The following is an 18,353-nucleotide window of genomic DNA, read 5'->3' as shown; positions in this document are numbered from 1 at the left end:
CCTGATTTACACAAAAAACAGTTACTTCGACTGCACTGGCACATACATTTCAATGTCCCAGTAACCATCTTCCGTACCATTGTTCATATAAATTTCAAAACAAGGTCTGGCCGATATCTGATACGTTGAGTCCTGCAACAGGAGATTAAAAAACTGATACCACGGTGTCGCAAAATCATGATTCTCAACGCGTGCAACGGCAACTGCATATTCACCACCCGCCAGTTCAGTCAGAGTCACTCCTTCACTGTTTTGTGGGATCACGAAACTATCAGGGACGGAAACTACAGTATCACAGCGGAGTTTATCTGCCGGAACAACGTCCGGGTTGTCGTAATAGACGGCAATCCATTCCAGCGGTGCGATATTCTTACTATCGACCCACATCATTAACTGCTCAAATCCCTGCTTTACCGTTTGTTCCCACGGCCCCACCATGTGAAAGCCGGCAATCCTGCGTTTTTCTACCTGCCTGATCTCATACTTCATATAGCCTCCATAATTACACTGTATTTATATACAGTATAATTATTGCTTATTACGACAACAAGGAAACAGTGTTCATTATGTGAGCAGATTCGCACTCTTGCCAGTCAGAACCACAAGCAATTAATTACACTTTATGGTGAAAATAATCGCTCAGGCGAGAAAACATGCCGCCTTCGCCAACTGACTCCAGCGTCATCAGCGGCCAGTGTGCCACGAGCTGATCTCGGTCATAGAGTTCAATTTCACCCACGCGTTGATGCGCAGCAATAGGGGCAACCAGTTCTTTCTTATCAAGCACATACTTTGCTTTAATGTTTTGAACTTCCGTTTTCGGCAGTGCCATCCAGAAATCCTGCTCAGTACCCAGGCTAATTTTTTCTTTATCGCCATACCAAATCCGCTCAACACCTACCTGCTTACCGCTACGCAAAATCTGCACTGTGTCGAAGTTTTGCTGTCCCCATAGCAACAGTTTGCGCGCCTGATCTTCGCGCCCTTTCGCACTCTCAGCGCCCATGACAACAGCAATCAAACGGCGCTGTCCATCAACAGCAGATGCGATTAGATTAAATCCGGCACCAGACGTGTGCCCCGTTTTCAACCCATCGACATTCATCGTCTTATCCCACAACAATCCGTTACGGTTCTGCTGCGTGATGCCATTCCATGTAAGGCTTTTCTCACTATACATATGGTAAAAATCAGGCTCTCCATGAATGATTGCCCGGGATAGCACGGCCAGATCGTAAGCAGAACTGTGCTGACCTGGCGCATCCAGTCCGTGTACCGTTTCGAAATGCGTGTCCTGAAGCTTTAGCTTTTTCACATAGCTGTTCATCATGTCGACAAACTGTGGCTGTCCACCGGCAATGTAATCAGCCAACGCGACACAGGCATCATTACCAGAATCGACAATTAAGCCGCGGCTTAAATCACGCACTGAAACACGATCGCCTTCTTTCAGGAACATTAATGATGAGCCCACGAATACCGGATTATCTTTTGCCCAGGCATCTCGTCCAACGGTAACAATATCGGTCGGGCTGATGCGGTGGCTGTCGATTGCGCGATCAACAACATAACCTGTCATCAGTTTGGTGAGGCTGGCGGGATTGCGCTGCTGGTGTTCATTACCTGCGGTAAGAATTTGGCCCGTGGTGTAATCCATAAGTACCCACGCCCCGGCATTTATGGCTGGAGGCTGGGGAGCAAAACTGGTGACATCCGCCGCAAAGGCGGACGAAAAACTCATCGCGAACAGAGAAGCGGCAACAAACAAACGGCATTTCAACAGCATGTCCTCAGGAATAGGAGAAATAGCCGTTCTTTTTACGGAAGTTTAGTCGAATAAACAGGGATAAATTGCAAGAAAATGTGACATAAAGCACATTTTCTTGCGGGGTGATATGGGTGTTAAATGTACGCATCGTGCGCGATGCGTACTAGATTAATTACCCTTTACGTGGCTGCGCTTCTGTGTGATGACTACGATGACGATGATAGCCATCAATCATGCTACGAAATATTTGTGTCGGCGTGTCGCCTAATGTGCACAGGTAAATATGTGCACAAATAAACAGAATGCCAACAATCGCTAACGCCATATGCAGCACTAACATTACCGGACCTGCTCCGATAACCTGCGGGTAAAGACACAGCAAACCGGTGATGATTAATAACGGAACCAGCGCATACATAATGGCCAGATATGCCAGTTGTTGCAGAGGGTTAAATTTATTATCCGCCGTAGCCGCAAAGGGATGCGCTTCGCCTTTCATGATCCCATACAGATAAAAGCGCGTTTGCAGCAAGCAGCGCGAAATCAGCCCGTTAAATTTCACACGGTAGTGACAGCCATTACCGCTGGTTGCGTTTATCAGCACAAAGCCACCCCAGAAGGCGAGCAATGCAAAGCCACACCAGGTATGCACCTGCACCATTAAGGCCACAGGGCCGACAGAAAAGTGACCAAATAAGCCGCTCAGCAGAAGCAGGATGAATAACAGTGCATTCCCCCAGTGCCAACGACGGACTGCTAACGAATAGAGGTAGTCACGATGCTCTTCTCCGCCTGCCGTTTTGGGTGCCAGCATCCGACGCAACAGTGCATGTGCGATCAGGCCAATAATCATCATCAGAATGATAACACCTGCATAAATGAGCCACAGCGGCCAGTAATCCGGCGCATAATTAAGCTCTGCTCCCCAGATAGCATTCATACTTTCCCCTCCTGATGGATCTCTTTACGTCGATAAAGACTCACCTCGCCACTTCGTTTTTCCTGCTGGCGATAAACCGCTTTTTGATTAATCCAGTGCTGAATTTCCGGGTCATCGCGGCGGCCAAATTTCAGCGCATCCGTCGGACAAACAGAAACACATGCTGGTGATTGTCCGGCATCCAGGCGGGTATCCGAGCAGAAGTTACATTTGTCAGCGATTCCTGTTTGCGGGTTAAGGTAGCGCACATGGAACGGACAAGCGGCGACACAATAGTCGCAGCCAATACAACGCGATTTGTCGACTTGTACAATGCCATTCTCATCACGGTAAGACGCGCCGGTCGGGCAGACGCTGACACAAGGCGCATCTTCACAATGCTGGCAGGAGACTCGCACAAACTGAAAATGAGACAGAACCTGAGGCTCATTTTCCGGTGAACGGATCTGCACCTGCAGCCGGCTGTAACCCTCGGGTACATCATTAAGTACTTTGCAGGCAACCGTACACGCCTGACAGCCAATACAGCGTTTCTCGTCATGCAGCATGACATAGGGGTTTGTTGAATGATTCATGATGTTCTCCTTTCTCATGCCCGACTCAGCGTAACGCCAGCAGTGTGAACCACCGTCCCGGAAACCGGACTGGTCACATGCGGAAGTAAATTACCGCAGTGAATACCATGCGTTGTCGCAGCCGTCCTGGCCCCGGCCTTGGCGCCAAATCCCATATAGACGAACAGCGTATCGGGTCGAATACCAGCTGTTACCAGTGCCTTACCTTTCTCTTTACCCGTCGCGTTTTCCAGCCAGATGTCGTCCCCGCTTTTGATCCCTTTTTCTTGTGCTGTTTTCGGGTGTATCCATACTGCGTTATCCCACATCAGCTCACTAAGCAGAGGAACATATTGCGTCGCACCGTTTGTGTGAACCGCCACTTTGCCCTGGATAAAATAGAGTTCGTTATCCCCCTTAAGCGCAAAATTACGGGCTCGCGGGCTACCGTAGCCGGGTAGTAATGTCTCCAGCTCTTCGGAATAAAGTTCGATTTTTCCTGACGGGGATTTGAATCGGAGTTGCTCGCCGTAAGTGCCGTCGCTGTCAACTGCTACCGCAGCGGGATACTGTGCCGTAAACTGGCGTACCATTTCAGGTTCGCGCAATAACAATGGGATGCCCCATTCGCGGTATCCCTTCTGGCGCAGTTCAGCAGATAAAGCATGGTCGCCATTCAGTTGATATAACTGCCGTGTTTGCATATCTTGCCACGGATAAAATTGTCCCAGCCCTAACTGTTCTCCCAGCTCTTTCCAGATCTGCCAGCTCGGACGCGCATCGCCAACAGGCTCAACAACCTGCTGACGCAGCGCATAGGCCGGATTTAGCCCGGACATATCAGAAACCTCTTCATCGCGCTCGAGGTAGGTACATTCCGGAAGCAGATAATCGGCATACGCCGCACTTTCGCTTAAATAAACATCACAGCTGACCACAAGATCCAGTTGTTCAACGGTTTTGACCAAATCGGGTCGGCAGGTTACGGTTTGAAAAGGATTATGTCGGGACATAATCCATCCCTTCACCGGATACGGTGTCTGATTTAACACGGCATCGATAATACTCTGCACAACCCCACCGCCCGCCGCGATGTACTTAAACTGCGGCGCGACCATATCAATACGTTGTGCTGCAGGTTTCGCCAACTTGGCATCAGGTTTCGCCAGCACCGGGGCGACTTTTTCACCAGCCAGTTTGTTGTAGGTGGCGGCATTTTTTTTCTGGTACATACCACCTTCACGTTCAATATTCCCCATCAACACATTGAGGGTGAAAATCATCCGCCGCATGTCGATCTCTTCCTGAGAAAACGTCGCACGGTGGCCCGGACTAACGATGGCGTGAGGCGCACAAGCTGCCATTTCCCGGGTAACGCGGGTAATGACATCCGCAGGCACATCGGCCAGTTTTTGCGCCCATTCAGGGGTAGTCTCTTGTACTGCCTCGACCAGTTGCGCAAATCCCGTGGTGTAGCGTTCAACAAACTGTGCGTCATAGAGCTTTTCTTTAATCATGACGTGGCACATGGCCATAAGCACCGGTAAATCACCACCAGGTTTGATCGCATGCCATTCATCCGCTTTACTGGAAAACACGGACAAACGAGGATCGAAGCTGACCATCTTCGCCCCCTTCTCCTGCGCGGTCATCAGTTCATGCGTGTCGGCAACCTCAATGCCTTCATACAAGTTATGACCAAAGGAAACCATATAGCGGGTATTGGCAATATCCATTGCTAAATCGCCCCCCATCATCACCTTAGCGGCAATAGATTTTCCTGCGGGACATGTTGAGGCGTGAGTGAAGGTATTAGGCGAACCAAAGGCCGTCGCCAGGTGAAATAAATGGCCGGAAAGCGAACCTGATTTAGAAGAGAACACAATGCCCTGGGGACCATACTGCTCTTTTATGGCACCCATTTTTTCAGCAATTTCTTTATAAGCCTGTTGCCAGCTAATGACCTGCCATTCACCGCTACCGCGGGGGCCGGTACGCTTCATCGGTTTAACGATACGATGTGGGTCGTTGACCAGGCTGACACCACTTCCCCCTCGCGCGCAAACTCGCGTACCTTGTTGAGGCGCATTGGGATTACCCTGGATAAAAACGGTTTTATTATTAATAACTTGTGCTTGAATTGGGCAACGAAATGAACACATTTCGCACAGACTTGGCGTGAGCGCTGTTTTTCCTTTAATGCTCTCAGGCGAATTTCGCGCCAGTGCACCAGGTGGGAAACTTCCTATTGCGCAAGCAGAGCAACCAATCCCCACTCCTCGCAAAAAATTACGCCGACTAATGCTCATATAACCTCCTGTTATTAGATATACCCAATGATTATATGGCGTTTAAATTATTAGTTTTTAACATCACTCACATTTCATTACACTAAACCACCATTAATCATTAGAAATAAAAGCCTTTGTTTATAAAAGACTTTTAAAATTTCCAAAACACAACAATTAACCGTAAAAATAACAATAATTGTTCGCAATCAGATTTTTCTGAACACCAGCCTTCAGGAAAATTTATTCCGGTAATTTCCTTTAAAACTAAAAAAATAATTTATCTTATTTAATCAGCTCTTGTTTATCTCAATTTTAATGCGGCCAGTACCCAGGAATGATAATCACTTTGCTGATTACCGCGCTCATTTTTGGTATTCTTAGAAAAGCGCTAAATTGATCCCGGACATAACTGAACAATGAATGACGGCAAGCAGCACCCGACTTTTCTCTTCCACGATTACGAAACCTTTGGCACCCATCCGGCGCTGGACAGACCCGCACAGTTCGCAGCTATCCGCACAGATAGCGATTTCAACATTATTGGTGAACCTGAAGTCTTTTATTGCAAGCCTGCAGACGATTATCTGCCACAACCAGAGGCGGTACTGATCACCGGTATTACGCCGCAGGAAGCGCGTGCAAAGGGAGAGAATGAGGCTGCTTTTGCTGCACGTATTCACTCGCTGTTTACCGTGCCGAAAACCTGTATCCTGGGCTATAACAATGTCCGCTTCGATGATGAAGTGACACGCAATATTCTGTATCGCAATTTTTACGATCCTTATGCCTGGAGCTGGCAACACGATAATTCACGCTGGGATTTACTGGATGTGATGCGCGCATGTTATGCACTGCGTCCAGAAGGGATTAACTGGCCAGAAAACGACGACGGTTTGCCCAGCTTCCGGCTTGAACATTTGACCAAAGCCAACGGCATTGAACATGCCAATGCCCACGATGCGATGGCAGACGTCTACGCGACTATTGCAATGGCACAACTGGTTAAGTCACGTCAGCCGCGCCTGTTTGACTATCTTTATAGCCATCGTAATAAGCACAAACTGGCCGCCCTGATTGACGTTCCACAAATGAAACCCCTGGTGCATGTCTCCGGCATGTTCGGCGCATGGCGAGGTAACACCAGTTGGGTCGCTCCGCTCGCCTGGCATCCGGACAATCGCAACGCGGTTATCATGGTCGATTTAGCTGGTGATATTTCTCCTCTGCTTGAGCTGGACAGCGACACTCTGCGCGAGCGCCTGTACACGGCTAAAGCCGACTTGGGCGATAACGTGGCGGTACCGGTAAAACTGGTGCACATCAACAAATGTCCGGTGCTGGCGCAAGCCAATACACTCCGCCCGGAAGATGCCGATCGCCTCGGGATTAACCGTCAGCATTGTCTGGATAATCTTAAAGTCCTGCGCGAAAACCCGCAGGTCCGCGATAAAGTAGTGGCCATTTTTGCCGAAGCCGAGCCTTTCGCCCCATCAGATAACGTGGATGCCCAACTGTATAACGGTTTTTTCAGTGATGCCGACCGCGCCGCGATGAAAATCGTTCTGGAGACCGACCCGCGTAATTTACCGGCGCTGGACATCACCTTCGTCGATAAACGCATTGAAAAACTGCTGTTTAATTACCGCGCCCGCAACTTCCCCGGCACGCTGGATGAAACCGAACAACAGCGCTGGCTGGAACATCGCCGCCAGGTGTTCACTCCAGAGTTTTTGCAAAATTACGCCAATGAACTGCAGACACTGAGTCAGCAGTACGCTGATAACAAAGAGAAACTGATGCTGCTGAAATCGCTCTGGCAATACGCTGAAGAGATTGTGTAAAACGCAGACATAAAAAAACCGGAGAAATTCTCCGGTTTTTAATTATGCGCCGGGCAAACCGGCGCAGAAAAGTCAGTTGTTATGCAACATCTTCGTACTGCGGTACCGGGTTGCGGAAACTTTTGGTCACGCAAGCCAGGTAAATCAGACCAATACCAGCCCAGATCAGCCCCAGAACCATAGAGCTCTCTTCCAGGTTCACCCACAGCGCACCAACGGTCAGCGCACCGCACATCGGCAGGAACAGGTACTGGAAGTGGTCTTTCAGCGTCTTGTTGCGCTTCTCACGGATCCAGAACTGGGAGATCACCGACAGGTTAACGAAGGTAAACGCCACCAGCGCACCAAAGTTAATCAGCGCCGTTGCCATCACCAGGTCAAAGTTGATTGCCAGCAGGGCAATCGCCCCAACCAGAATGATGTTCATGGACGGAGTACGCCATTTCGGGTGCACATAACCGAAGAAACTTTTCGGGAAGACACCGTCACGCCCCATCACATACATCAGACGCGCTACGCCTGCATGCGCCGCCATACCGGATGCCAGTACGGTAATGGTGGAGAAAATCAGTGCGCCAACCTGGAAGAACTTACCAGCTACATACAGCATAATTTCTGGCTGCGAAGCATCCGGGTCCTTGAAGCGCGAGATATCCGGGAAGTACAGCTGCAACAGATAGGTGGAGACAATAAAGATCAGGCCACCAATCAGCGCGGTCAGGAAGATAGCACGTGGAATTACGCGCTCGGCATCTTTAGTTTCTTCCGACAGGTTGCTGATGCCGTCAAATCCTGTAAAGGAGAAGCACAGAATCGTCGCACCGGTGATCATCGGAATAACGTGCGCATCGCCTGACCAGAATGGACGGGAACTCACCAGCGTACCGGCACCTTCGCCCTCAAATACACCGTAAACCACCATGCCCAAAATGACCGCAATCAGCACAACCTGCAACACCACAATCACGGTATTGAAGTTAGCGACGGATTTGAGACTACGCAGGTTGAATGCCGTCATAAACGCCACCAGGGCGATAACAAATACCCACGACGGAATCGAAGGCACGAGGGCTTCAAAGTAAATTTTTGCCAGCAGAATGTTGATCATCGGCGCGAACAGGTAATCGAGCAGAGAAGACCAACCCACCATAAAACCTACAGTAGGACTAATAGATTTCTGGGCATAGGTGTACGCAGAGCCAGCAGAAGGGTAACGACGTACCAGCTTCCCGTAGCTCAGCGCTGTAAACAGAATGGCGACCAGCGCGAAGGCATATGCCGTCGGCACGTGACCGTCTGTGAGGCCCGAAACGATACCAAATGTATCGAACAGCGTCATCGGCTGCATATAGGCAAGGCCCATCATAACAACCGGAACCAACGTAAGCGTTTTACGTAATTCCACGCGAGAGGTGTTTGGAGTAACGTTATGCGACATGGTCATTCCCCTTTACGGTGAACACCGTCGCGTAAGCAAAAAATTGCCCCATTTTTATGGATTCCTCAGCGACAACAACTGTCGGTTTTTAGTAAGTATCTATCCGGTACGAAGCCCGGCCTCTTTTATGAATGATTGGTTTGATGCAAAAAAATAACCGACGCGTATTAAAACGTCGGTTAATGTCATTTTTTGCAAGCGGCGTATTTTGCACTAAAGTGGGGAGAAATAACAAGAGAATGAGGCTACTGTATAATAATATTTTTTCTTAACTGTTTGATTTATCGGCAACCGTTTTTACATAGACACCCGCAATAGCACTATTTGCTAAAATCTCATCCCGCCACCAGACGCTTGCTAATCCAGAGGTCTGTTCATTCCAGCCAATCCACACCGGCTCAAACATAATTTGCGCGACCACTTTCTTCTCAATAAGCGCGCCACTGTCCAAAAATCGCTGTGCCAGATAACGCGGCATATAGCCACACCCCAGGCCACTAATTTGCAATTCCAGCTTGGTCTTAAAATCGAAAACAGTAATAGCTTCCTGATCATCAAATAACTGAGTTCCGGACGAATTCGCAGAATGCGCATTATCATTATCTCCCACAACGATAGCGCGATACCGTTTGATGGTTCGGCGATTCAATGGTTCTTCTTCCTGCGCCAACGGATGATGGGGAGCGACCACAAAAACCTGCTCAAGATCGCCTAAACGCGCAAAACCGAATTCGCTTGCCGAGGGCGGTTCGTGCATCGCACCGACAATAATATCTGCCCGCCCCTGGGTAAGAGCATCCCAGGAGCCTCCCAGCACGCCGTTAATAAATTTAAGGCGAGTCACACTGTGATGTTGGTAAAAAGACTCGATGAGCGGGGCAAGAAGCGAAAAGGGAAACGTATCATCCACACCGATAACCAGTTGGTTTTCCCAGCCCTCATGCAGTTTGATCGCCTGTTTTTCAAGTTCGCGGACGGTGTGCAGTACCTCCCTCCCCTTTTCCAGCAGCATCTGACCGGTACGGGTAAATTTCGCCCGATGTCCGCTACGATCCAGCAACTGAATATTGAGGTCGCTCTCCAGCTTATGGACGGTATAGCTCAGCGCCGACGGCGTCTTAAACAATTTTGCCGACGCCGCCGCGAAGCTTCCCTCTTTCTCTAACGCATCAAGGATGATCAAAACGTCCAGCAGTGGTTTCATACTCGCCCCCTGGCGGTATACAGCGGCACTCTGCTGGTCTGTCACTCCATCGGCATCACCAGCGGATCAGGATACTGGTACTCGAACCCAAGCTCATTACAAATGCGGTTGCCATCAATGACTTTACCTTTACCGTTATCCACACTGTCCCGGAAAGTTGGCGGCTCCATACCCAACAAACGAGCCATCTGGGGATAGAACACATTACGCGCAGGATGCATAGGCGCACATATATTATAGATGTGTCCCCCTTTAGGTGCCTGTAACAACAAGGTGATTGCCGAAACAACATCATCCAGATGCACCAGATTAACCCCGTGTTGTCCGTCAGGAGCCGTTTTACCCGCAAAAAAACGGCCAGGGTGTCTTCCCGGTCCAACTAACCCGGCCAGACGCAGAATATCGACCGAGGTCCCCGGCAGGTTGTGCAGCCAGTCTTCCAGTTCTTTCAGAACGCGACCGCTTGCCGTAACCGGATTACGCGGCGAGCCCTCTTTTACCATCCCCTGTACATCGCCATAGACCGACGTAGAGCTGGTAAAAATAATCCGCGGAATACGATACGCCAGCGCACTGTCGACCAGTTCCTGCATCGCCTGCAGATAAAAATCCTCACCAGGACCGCTCCGGCGCGCGGGCAGCGTAATCACCAGCGCATCGGCGTCCATTAACGCATCAAGATCATCTGGCTCACAGACCAGTTCAGGCTCCAGGCGTAACGAGTAGCTCTCAATACCGCTCATTCGGGCCGCTTCTACACCATCCAAAGTGGTTTTGCTGCCGGTGACCTGCCAGCCTCTCGCCGCCAGCGACATGGCTAACGGCATGCCTAACCAACCTAACCCGACAATTGCGACCTTTTTCATGCCTTCTCTCCTGACTTTTGGCCTATAACTCAAGGCTACGCCAGCCCACGGTGGCTGACAATTCATAGTATCAATATGAAATGAATTAATGATCAAAAAAAGCCCTTGCTTTCCGTGGCTGAAGTGGTTTAGGTTAAAAGACATCAAATGAATAAGCATTCATCGAGAAATTTTATGACACGCGCTCAATTTAAACACCATCACCACCATCATCCTGACTAGTCTTTCAGGCGATGTGTGCTGGGAGACATTTAAATCTTCCAGTGGTGCATGAGCGTATGAGAGAGCCCCCGGAAGAATTCTTCCGGGGGCTTTTTTTTGGTGCGCAACCCAGACCGATTCAGACAGGATAACGAGGAACAGAGAATGTTAGACAACACCCGTTTACGCATAGCTATGCAGAAATCAGGCCGTTTAAGCGATGATTCACGCGAATTACTGGCTCGCTGTGGCATTAAAATTAATCTTCACACCCAGCGCCTGATTGCGATGGCAGAGAATATGCCGATTGATATTCTCCGCGTGCGTGATGACGATATCCCGGGTCTGGTAATGGATGGCGTCGTGGATCTTGGCATCATTGGTGAAAACGTTCTGGAAGAGGAGCTGCTCAACCGACGGGCACAGGGCGAAGATCCACGCTACTTTACACTGCGTCGACTGGACTTCGGCGGCTGTCGTCTCTCGCTGGCTACCCCCGTTGACGAAGCATGGGACGGCCCGTCAGCGCTGGACGGCAAACGTATCGCGACCTCTTATCCGCACCTGCTCAAACGCTACCTCGATCAAAAAGGCGTCTCGTTTAAATCCTGTCTGTTAAACGGTTCTGTTGAAGTCGCACCGCGTGCCGGACTGGCCGATGCTATCTGTGATCTGGTTTCAACTGGCGCCACACTGGAAGCCAACGGCCTGCGTGAAGTGGAGGTCATTTACCGTTCCAAAGCCTGCCTGATTCAACGCGATGGCGAGATGGCTGAAGCCAAGCAACAGCTGATTGATAAATTACTGACCCGCATTCAGGGTGTTATCCAGGCCCGCGAATCCAAGTACATCATGATGCACGCTCCAAGCGAACGTCTGGAAGATGTCATCGCTCTGCTTCCGGGTGCTGAACGCCCAACCATTCTGCCGCTGGCGGGCGATCAGCAGCGCGTGGCAATGCACATGGTCAGCAGCGAAACCCTGTTCTGGGAAACCATGGAAAAACTGAAAGCGCTCGGTGCCAGCTCGATTCTGGTACTGCCGATTGAGAAGATGATGGAGTAATCGCCATGAGCTTTAGCACAATCATTGACTGGAATAGCTGTAGCCCCGAGCAGCAACGCGAATTACTGATGCGCCCGGCAATTTCCGCCTCAGACAGCATCACCCGTACCGTCAGCGACATTCTGGATAACGTCAAATCACGTGGTGATACGGCGCTGCGCGAATACAGCGCAAAGTTTGATAAAACCACAGTCAGTGCGCTGAAAGTCAGCGCCGAAGACATTGCCGCCGCCAGCGCACGCCTGAGTGATGACCTCAAGCAGGCCATGGCTGTGGCGGTAAACAACATCGAAACTTTCCATAACGCGCAAAAACTGCCACCAGTAGATATCGAAACGCAGCCCGGCGTGCGCTGCCAGCAGGTGACCCGTCCGGTGAACTCTGTTGGCCTGTATATTCCCGGAGGGTCTGCACCGCTCTTCTCTACGGTATTAATGCTTGCCACTCCAGCTCGTATAGCGGGATGCAAAAAAGTAGTGCTGTGTTCCCCGCCGCCTATTGCCGATGAAATTTTGTATGCGGCGCAGTTATGCGGAGTACAGGACGTGTTTAACGTCGGTGGCGCGCAGGCCATCGCCGCGCAGGCGTTTGGTAGCGAATCTGTACCGAAAGTGGACAAAATTTTCGGCCCCGGTAATGCCTTTGTGACCGAGGCCAAACGCCAGGTCAGCCAGCGTCTGGACGGTGCGGCAATCGATATGCCTGCGGGCCCGTCAGAAGTGCTGGTGATTGCCGACAGCGGCGCAACACCGGATTTCGTCGCCTCTGACTTACTTTCTCAGGCCGAACACGGACCGGACTCTCAGGTGATCCTGCTGACGCCGGATGCTGATATCGCACGCCGTGTCGCTGAAGCGGTAGAACGCCAGCTTGCTGAACTGCCTCGCGCGGAAACCGCTCGTCAGGCGTTAAGCGCCAGTCGCCTGATTGTGACTAAAGATTTGCAGCAATGCATCGCCATCTCTAATCAGTACGGTCCGGAACATTTGATTATTCAGACCCGTAACGCGCGGGAACTGGTTGATGACATCACCAGTGCCGGTTCGGTATTTCTCGGTGACTGGTCGCCGGAATCGGCGGGTGATTACGCTTCAGGTACCAACCACGTCCTGCCAACCTATGGCTATACGGCAACCTGCTCAAGTCTTGGGCTGGCTGATTTCCAGAAACGGATGACCGTACAGGAATTATCACCGCAAGGTTTCTCAGCCCTGGCCTCTACGATTGAAACGCTGGCCGCCGCTGAGCGACTGACCGCCCACAAAAATGCCGTCACCCTGCGTGTTAACGCCCTGAAGGAGCAAGCATGAGTACTGATAACATTCTCAGCGTTACCGATTTAGCCCGTAAAAATGTTCGTGAGCTGACGCCCTATCAGTCCGCCCGCCGTCTGGGCGGTAATGGCGATGTCTGGCTGAATGCTAATGAGTTTCCGACCGCTGTTGAATTCCAGTTAAGCCAGCAGACGCTAAACCGCTATCCGGAATGTCAGCCGAAAGCGGTGATCGAGAACTACGCACAGTACGCAGACGTGAAACCACAGCAGGTACTGGTCAGTCGTGGGGCAGACGAAGGTATTGAGCTGTTGATCCGCGCATTTTGTGAACCCGGCAAAGATGCGATTCTCTACTGCCCGCCAACCTATGGCATGTACAGCGTCAGCGCCGAAACCATCGGCGTTGAATGCCGCACCGTCCCTACTCTTGACGACTGGCAACTGGATTTACAGGGCATAGCTGAGAAGCTTGATGGTGTAAAGGTTGTCTACGTTTGCAGCCCGAATAATCCAACAGGTCAGTTGATCAACCCACAGGACCTGCGCTCACTGCTCGACATGACGCAGGGGAAAGCCATCTTGGTCGCCGATGAAGCCTATATTGAGTTTTGTCCGCAGGCAACGCTGGCAGGCTGGCTTTCTGAATATCCGAACCTGGTGGTCCTGCGCACGCTTTCCAAAGCGTTTGCCCTTGCAGGCTTGCGCTGCGGATTTACGCTGGCTAATGAAGAAATTATCAACCTGCTGCTGAAAGTGATTGCACCCTACCCGCTTTCTACCCCAGTGGCAGACATCGCCGCCCAGGCACTGACGCCACAAGGGATTTCAGCCATGCGTAAACGGGTGACGCAGATCCTGCAAGAGCGCCAGTATCTGGTCGATAACCTGAAAACAATCCCCTGCGTGGAGCAGGTTTTCACCTCTGAAACCAACTATATTCTGGCCCGCTTTACCGCCTCCAGTTCTGTGTTTAAATCTCTGTGGGATCAGGGCATTATCTTACGAGACCAGAACAAACAACCTTCGTTAAGCGGCTGCCTGCGTATTACTGTCGGAACCCGTGAAGAGAGCCAGCGCGTCATTGACGCCTTACGTGCGGAGCAAGTATGAGCCAGAAGTATCTTTTTATTGACCGTGATGGAACCCTGATTTCTGAACCGCCAAGTGACTTTCAGGTTGATCGCTTTGACAAGCTCGCTTTTGAGCCGGAGGTTGTCCCTGCGCTACTGAAACTGCAAAAGGCAGGTTATAAGCTGGTGATGATAACCAACCAGGATGGCCTGGGAACGCAAAGTTTCCCGCAGGTAGATTTTGACGGCCCGCACAACCTGATGATGCAGATATTCACCTCTCAGGGGGTGGTATTTGATGAAGTATTGATCTGTCCGCATCTGCCAGCGGATGAATGCGATTGCCGTAAGCCAAAAGTGAAGCTGGTCGAACAGTACCTGGTTGAGCAAGCGCTGGACGCCGCGAACAGCTACGTCATTGGCGATCGGGCGACCGATATTCAGCTTGCTGAAAACATGGGAATTACCGGATTACGCTATAACCGTGAAACCCTGAACTGGTCGATAATTGCCGAACAGCTAACCCGACGCGATCGTTACGCTCACGTTGAGCGTAATACCAAAGAAACACAGATTGACGTCAAAGTCTGGCTGGACCGCGAGGGTCGCAGCAAAATCAATACCGGCGTTGGTTTCTTTGACCACATGCTGGATCAAATTTCGACCCACGGCGGTTTTTGCATGGAAATTACCGTCAAAGGCGATCTGTATATCGACGATCACCACACGGTGGAAGATACCGGTCTGGCGCTGGGCGAAGCCTTAAAGCTGGCTCTGGGCGATAAACGCGGAATCAACCGTTTTGGTTTTGTACTGCCGATGGACGAGTGTCTGGCACGCTGTGCGCTGGATATTTCCGGGCGCCCTCACCTGGAATACCGGGCTGAATTTACCTATCAGCGCGTCGGCGATCTGAGCACGGAAATGATTGAACACTTTTTCCGTTCACTCTCTTACACCATGGGTGTCACGCTACATCTGAAAACTAAAGGCAAAAATGACCACCACCGCGTGGAAAGCTTGTTCAAAGCATTTGGTCGCACGCTGCGTCAGGCGATTCGCGTGGAAGGCGACACGCTTCCCTCCTCAAAAGGAGTGCTGTGATGAATGTGGTGATCCTCGATACCGGCTGCGCCAACCTGAACTCGGTGAAATCCGCCGTGGCGCGTCATGGATACGATCCTATTGTCAGTCGTGACGCCGATGTTGTACTGCGCGCCGATAAACTCTTTCTGCCCGGTGTTGGCACCGCGCAGTCGGCAATGGATCAGTTACAAGAACGAGAACTGATAGAGCTGATCAAAGCCTGTACACAACCTGTGTTAGGGATTTGTCTGGGCATGCAACTTCTCGGTCGCCGCAGCGAAGAAAGTAACGGTGTCGACCTGTTGGGCATTATTGAGCAGGACGTGCCCAAAATGACCGATTTTGGCCTGCCACTACCGCATATGGGCTGGAACCGCGTATATCCGCAAGCCGGGAACCGTCTGTTTCAGGGCATTGAGGACGGCGCATATTTTTATTTTGTGCACAGCTACGCCATGCCGGTGAATCCGTGGACCATCGCTCAGTGCAACTATGGCGAACCGTTTACCGCTGCAGTACAAAAAGACAATTTCTTCGGCGTGCAGTTTCACCCTGAACGTTCGGGTTCCGCAGGGGCGCAGTTGCTGAAAAACTTTCTGGAGATGTGATGATTATTCCGGCATTAGATTTAATCGACGGCACGGTTGTACGCCTCCATCAGGGCGATTACGCGCAACAGCGCGATTACGGCAACGATCCCTTACCGCGTCTACAAGACTACGCCGCGCAAGGTGCGCAGGTTTTGCACCTGGTGGATTTGACCGGTGCAAAGGATCCGTTGAAACGACAAATACCGCTGATTAAAACGCTGGTCGCTGGCGTAAACGTTCCGGTACAGGTTGGCGGCGGCGTGCGCACTGAAGAGGACGTTGCGGCCCTGCTGGACGCGGGTGTTGCGCGTGTGGTTATCGGATCCACAGCGGTAAAATCACCAGAGATGGTTAAAGGCTGGTTCACCCGCTTTGGCGCCGATGCGCTGGTACTGGCACTCGATGTGCGTATTGATGCCCAGGGCAACAAACAGGTAGCGGTCAGCGGCTGGCAGGAAGACTCCGGCGTTTCGCTGGAAGAACTGGTTGAGACCTATTTACCCGTTGGCCTGAAGCATGTGCTGTGTACAGATATCTCCCGCGATGGCACGCTGGCTGGCTCAAACGTCTCGCTTTATGAAGAGGTCTGCACCAGATACCCGCAGGTGGCATTTCAGTCCTCTGGCGGTATTGGTGATATTGAAGATGTGGCCGCTCTGCGCGGGACAGGCGTTCGCGGCGTGATCGTCGGCCGTGCTCTGCTGGAAGGTAAATTCACCGTTGAGGAGGCCATCCAATGCTGGCAAAACGCATAATTCCATGTCTGGACGTTCGCGATGGACAGGTTGTCAAAGGCGTCCAGTTTCGCAATCACGAAATCATTGGCGACATCGTGCCGCTGGCAAAACGTTATGCCGATGAAGGTGCGGATGAACTGGTGTTCTACGATATCACTGCTTCCAGCGATGGCCGTGTGGTTGATAAGAGCTGGGTTTCACGTGTGGCAGAAGTGATAGACATTCCGTTCTGTGTTGCTGGCGGCATTAAGTCGGCGGAAGACGCAGCCAAAATACTCACCTTTGGTGCAGACAAAATCTCAATCAATTCCCCTGCGCTGGCCGACCCGACGCTGATTACCCGCCTGGCTGACCGTTTTGGTGTGCAGTGCATTGTGGTAGGTATTGATACCTGGCATGACACAGAAACCGGAAAATATCACGTCAATCAATATACCGGTGATGAAAACCGTACCCGCGTCACCCAGTGGGAAACTCTCGACTGGGTAAAAGAAGTGCAAAAACTCGGGGCAGGCGAAATCGTCCTCAATATGATGAACCAGGACGGTGTTCGTAACGGCTACGATCTGGAGCAGCTAAAAAAAGTGCGCGAGGTTTGCCATGTTCCACTGATCGCCTCTGGTGGTGCAGGAACGATGGAACACTTCCTCGAGGCATTCAGAGATGCAGATGTCGACGGCGCACTCGCGGCTTCAGTCTTCCACAAACAGATAATTAATATTGGTGAATTAAAAACGTACCTGGCGACACAGGGCGTGGAGATCAGGATATGCTAACGAAGCAACAAAGCCGGGAACTTGACTGGGAAAAAACCGACGGACTGATTCCGGTCATTGTGCAACATGCGGTATCCGGGGAAGTATTGATGCTCGGCTATATGAACCTGGAGGCGCTGGAGAAAACCCTCGAAAGCGGGAAAGTGACTTTTTTCTCGCGCACCAAACAGCGTTTGTGGACCAAAGGTGAAACCTCTGGCAACTTTCTCAATGTTGTCAGCATTACACCCGATTGCGATAACGACACCCTGTTGGTGCTGGTCAATCCAGTTGGACCAACCTGCCATAAAGGCACCAGCAGTTGTTTTGGTGAAGCAAGCCATCAGTGGCTTTTCCTGTATCAACTTGAACAACTGCTTGCTGAACGTAAAACGGCGGATCCTGCCAGCTCTTACACCGCGAAGCTTTATGCAAGTGGCACTAAACGAATTGCCCAGAAGGTCGGTGAAGAAGGTGTCGAGACCGCATTGGCCGCGACGGTGCATGATCGTTTCGAACTGACCAATGAAGCATCAGACCTGATGTATCACCTGTTGGTTCTGTTGCAGGACCAGGATCTCGATCTGACCACGGTGATTGAGAATTTACGTAAACGTCATCAGTAATCTGCAGACACAAAAAAACCGGGCAACGCCCGGTTTTTCTTTTGC

18 protein-coding genes, 1 pseudogene and 1 other annotated feature are annotated in these 18,353 nt (G+C 51.1%); of the genes and pseudogenes, 10 read left to right on the top strand and 9 right to left on the bottom strand.

The genetic code is table 11. The features are described from left to right. Positions 1 to 21: 21 nt before the first annotated feature. The 5 genes from sbmC to phsA all read right to left on the bottom strand — a co-directional run bounded on the left by sbmC (position 22) and on the right by phsA (position 5,571). Positions 22 to 489, bottom strand: a complete 468-nt coding sequence (sbmC, locus tag SK36_RS06975; protein ID WP_048221134.1) for a DNA gyrase inhibitor SbmC — start codon at positions 487 to 489, stop codon at positions 22 to 24. Between the two features lie 124 nt (positions 490 to 613). After that, positions 614 to 1,786: a serine-type D-Ala-D-Ala carboxypeptidase DacD gene (gene dacD, locus SK36_RS06970; protein ID WP_045444560.1), complete on the bottom strand. Its 1,173-nt coding sequence runs from the start codon at positions 1,784 to 1,786 to the stop codon at positions 614 to 616. A 154-nt stretch (positions 1,787 to 1,940) separates the two neighbouring features. Then, on the bottom strand, positions 1,941 to 2,708 hold the full coding sequence (gene phsC, locus SK36_RS06965) for a thiosulfate reductase cytochrome B subunit (protein ID WP_048221133.1): 768 nt from the start codon (positions 2,706 to 2,708) through the stop codon (positions 1,941 to 1,943). Continuing rightward, positions 2,705 to 3,283, bottom strand: a complete 579-nt coding sequence (gene phsB / locus SK36_RS06960; protein ID WP_045444566.1) for a thiosulfate reductase electron transport protein PhsB — start codon at positions 3,281 to 3,283, stop codon at positions 2,705 to 2,707. The genes phsC and phsB overlap by 4 nt, the downstream gene beginning before the upstream one ends. A 14-nt stretch (positions 3,284 to 3,297) precedes the next feature. Continuing rightward, a complete protein-coding gene (gene phsA / locus SK36_RS06955) occupies positions 3,298 to 5,571 on the bottom strand; it encodes a thiosulfate reductase PhsA (protein WP_045444569.1) in 2,274 nt (757 codons plus the stop codon). Positions 5,572 to 5,969: 398 nt separating this feature from the next. On the opposite strand from phsA, the gene sbcB reads away from it, so the two are divergent. Continuing rightward, positions 5,970 to 7,394, top strand: coding sequence for an exodeoxyribonuclease I (gene sbcB / locus SK36_RS06950; RefSeq protein WP_048221132.1), 1,425 nt, complete (start codon positions 5,970 to 5,972; stop codon positions 7,392 to 7,394). Positions 7,395 to 7,473: 79 nt separating this feature from the next. On the opposite strand, the gene plaP is transcribed toward sbcB, so the two are convergent. The 4 genes and pseudogenes from plaP to SK36_RS06935 all read right to left on the bottom strand — a co-directional run bounded on the left by plaP (position 7,474) and on the right by SK36_RS06935 (position 10,902). Next, the gene (gene plaP / locus SK36_RS06945) at positions 7,474 to 8,832 is read right to left on the bottom strand and encodes a putrescine/proton symporter PlaP (RefSeq protein WP_045444576.1); all 1,359 of its coding nucleotides are present in this window, start codon (positions 8,830 to 8,832) and stop codon (positions 7,474 to 7,476) included. Next, positions 8,822 to 8,884: a membrane protein YoeI gene (gene yoeI / locus SK36_RS24625; RefSeq protein WP_101706264.1), complete on the bottom strand. Its 63-nt coding sequence runs from the start codon at positions 8,882 to 8,884 to the stop codon at positions 8,822 to 8,824. Before yoeI ends, plaP begins: the two co-directional genes overlap by 11 nt. A 161-nt stretch (positions 8,885 to 9,045) precedes the next feature. Continuing rightward, positions 9,046 to 10,036 (bottom strand): annotated as a pseudogene (locus SK36_RS06940) (LysR substrate-binding domain-containing protein). Between the two features lie 41 nt (positions 10,037 to 10,077). Further along, a complete protein-coding gene (locus tag SK36_RS06935; protein ID WP_045444581.1) occupies positions 10,078 to 10,902 on the bottom strand; it encodes an SDR family oxidoreductase in 825 nt (274 codons plus the stop codon). Between the two features lie 174 nt (positions 10,903 to 11,076). On the opposite strand from SK36_RS06935, the gene hisL reads away from it, so the two are divergent. From hisL to hisIE, 9 genes are all read left to right on the top strand, one after another. Continuing rightward, a complete protein-coding gene (gene hisL / locus SK36_RS24620; RefSeq protein ID WP_100250077.1) occupies positions 11,077 to 11,124 on the top strand; it encodes a his operon leader peptide in 48 nt (15 codons plus the stop codon). Next, positions 11,100 to 11,222, top strand: a sequence feature (His leader region). It overlaps the preceding gene by 25 nt. A 46-nt stretch (positions 11,223 to 11,268) precedes the next feature. Next, the gene (gene hisG / locus SK36_RS06930) at positions 11,269 to 12,168 is read left to right on the top strand and encodes an ATP phosphoribosyltransferase (RefSeq protein WP_045444584.1); all 900 of its coding nucleotides are present in this window, start codon (positions 11,269 to 11,271) and stop codon (positions 12,166 to 12,168) included. A 5-nt stretch (positions 12,169 to 12,173) separates the two neighbouring features. Next, complete coding sequence (gene hisD / locus SK36_RS06925) at positions 12,174 to 13,478, top strand: histidinol dehydrogenase (protein ID WP_048221130.1); 1,305 nt, start codon at positions 12,174 to 12,176, stop codon at positions 13,476 to 13,478. Then, complete coding sequence (gene hisC / locus SK36_RS06920) at positions 13,475 to 14,554, top strand: histidinol-phosphate transaminase (RefSeq protein ID WP_048221129.1); 1,080 nt, start codon at positions 13,475 to 13,477, stop codon at positions 14,552 to 14,554. Before hisD ends, hisC begins: the two co-directional genes overlap by 4 nt. Further along, a complete protein-coding gene (gene hisB, locus SK36_RS06915) occupies positions 14,551 to 15,618 on the top strand; it encodes a bifunctional histidinol-phosphatase/imidazoleglycerol-phosphate dehydratase HisB (protein ID WP_048221127.1) in 1,068 nt (355 codons plus the stop codon). Before hisC ends, hisB begins: the two co-directional genes overlap by 4 nt. Further along, positions 15,618 to 16,208 carry an imidazole glycerol phosphate synthase subunit HisH gene (gene hisH, locus SK36_RS06910; RefSeq protein WP_048221125.1) on the top strand — a complete coding sequence of 197 codons (591 nt, stop codon included), beginning with the start codon at positions 15,618 to 15,620 and terminating at the stop codon, positions 16,206 to 16,208. Before hisB ends, hisH begins: the two co-directional genes overlap by 1 nt. Beyond that, entirely contained in the window at positions 16,208 to 16,945 is a 738-nt protein-coding gene (gene hisA / locus SK36_RS06905) for a 1-(5-phosphoribosyl)-5-[(5-phosphoribosylamino)methylideneamino]imidazole-4-carboxamide isomerase (RefSeq protein ID WP_045444597.1), read from the top strand. The genes hisH and hisA overlap by 1 nt, the downstream gene beginning before the upstream one ends. Next, positions 16,927 to 17,703 carry an imidazole glycerol phosphate synthase subunit HisF gene (gene hisF, locus SK36_RS06900; protein ID WP_045444599.1) on the top strand — a complete coding sequence of 259 codons (777 nt, stop codon included), beginning with the start codon at positions 16,927 to 16,929 and terminating at the stop codon, positions 17,701 to 17,703. Before hisA ends, hisF begins: the two co-directional genes overlap by 19 nt. Then, positions 17,697 to 18,308 carry a bifunctional phosphoribosyl-AMP cyclohydrolase/phosphoribosyl-ATP diphosphatase HisIE gene (hisIE, locus tag SK36_RS06895; RefSeq protein WP_048221123.1) on the top strand — a complete coding sequence of 204 codons (612 nt, stop codon included), beginning with the start codon at positions 17,697 to 17,699 and terminating at the stop codon, positions 18,306 to 18,308. Before hisF ends, hisIE begins: the two co-directional genes overlap by 7 nt. Positions 18,309 to 18,353: the final 45 nt, after the last annotated feature.

The sequence above is a fragment of the Citrobacter sp. MGH106 genome (assembly GCF_001037495.1).
Taxonomy (GTDB): Bacteria; Pseudomonadota; Gammaproteobacteria; order Enterobacterales; family Enterobacteriaceae; genus Citrobacter; species Citrobacter murliniae.
Note: the sequence above shows the minus strand (reverse complement) of the source record. Positions and strands in the feature narration are given on the sequence as shown.

Bases quoted from the DNA above. Each gene is read 5' to 3' on its own strand.
- phsC (WP_048221133.1), bottom strand. From the start codon at position 2,708: ATGAATGCTATCTGGGGAGCAGAGCTTAATTATGCGCCGGATTACTGG.
- hisC (WP_048221129.1), top strand. From the start codon at position 13,475: ATGAGTACTGATAACATTCTCAGCGTTACCGATTTAGCCCGTAAAAAT.
- sbmC (WP_048221134.1), bottom strand. From the start codon at position 489: ATGAAGTATGAGATCAGGCAGGTAGAAAAACGCAGGATTGCCGGCTTT.
- plaP (WP_045444576.1), bottom strand. From the start codon at position 8,832: ATGTCGCATAACGTTACTCCAAACACCTCTCGCGTGGAATTACGTAAA.
- sbcB (WP_048221132.1), top strand. From the start codon at position 5,970: ATGAATGACGGCAAGCAGCACCCGACTTTTCTCTTCCACGATTACGAA.
- SK36_RS06935 (WP_045444581.1), bottom strand. From the start codon at position 10,902: ATGAAAAAGGTCGCAATTGTCGGGTTAGGTTGGTTAGGCATGCCGTTA.
- phsB (WP_045444566.1), bottom strand. From the start codon at position 3,283: ATGAATCATTCAACAAACCCCTATGTCATGCTGCATGACGAGAAACGC.
- hisH (WP_048221125.1), top strand. From the start codon at position 15,618: ATGAATGTGGTGATCCTCGATACCGGCTGCGCCAACCTGAACTCGGTG.
- hisA (WP_045444597.1), top strand. From the start codon at position 16,208: ATGATTATTCCGGCATTAGATTTAATCGACGGCACGGTTGTACGCCTC.
- dacD (WP_045444560.1), bottom strand. From the start codon at position 1,786: ATGCTGTTGAAATGCCGTTTGTTTGTTGCCGCTTCTCTGTTCGCGATG.
- hisG (WP_045444584.1), top strand. From the start codon at position 11,269: ATGTTAGACAACACCCGTTTACGCATAGCTATGCAGAAATCAGGCCGT.
- phsA (WP_045444569.1), bottom strand. From the start codon at position 5,571: ATGAGCATTAGTCGGCGTAATTTTTTGCGAGGAGTGGGGATTGGTTGC.
- hisB (WP_048221127.1), top strand. From the start codon at position 14,551: ATGAGCCAGAAGTATCTTTTTATTGACCGTGATGGAACCCTGATTTCT.
- hisF (WP_045444599.1), top strand. From the start codon at position 16,927: ATGCTGGCAAAACGCATAATTCCATGTCTGGACGTTCGCGATGGACAG.
- hisD (WP_048221130.1), top strand. From the start codon at position 12,174: ATGAGCTTTAGCACAATCATTGACTGGAATAGCTGTAGCCCCGAGCAG.
- hisIE (WP_048221123.1), top strand. From the start codon at position 17,697: ATGCTAACGAAGCAACAAAGCCGGGAACTTGACTGGGAAAAAACCGAC.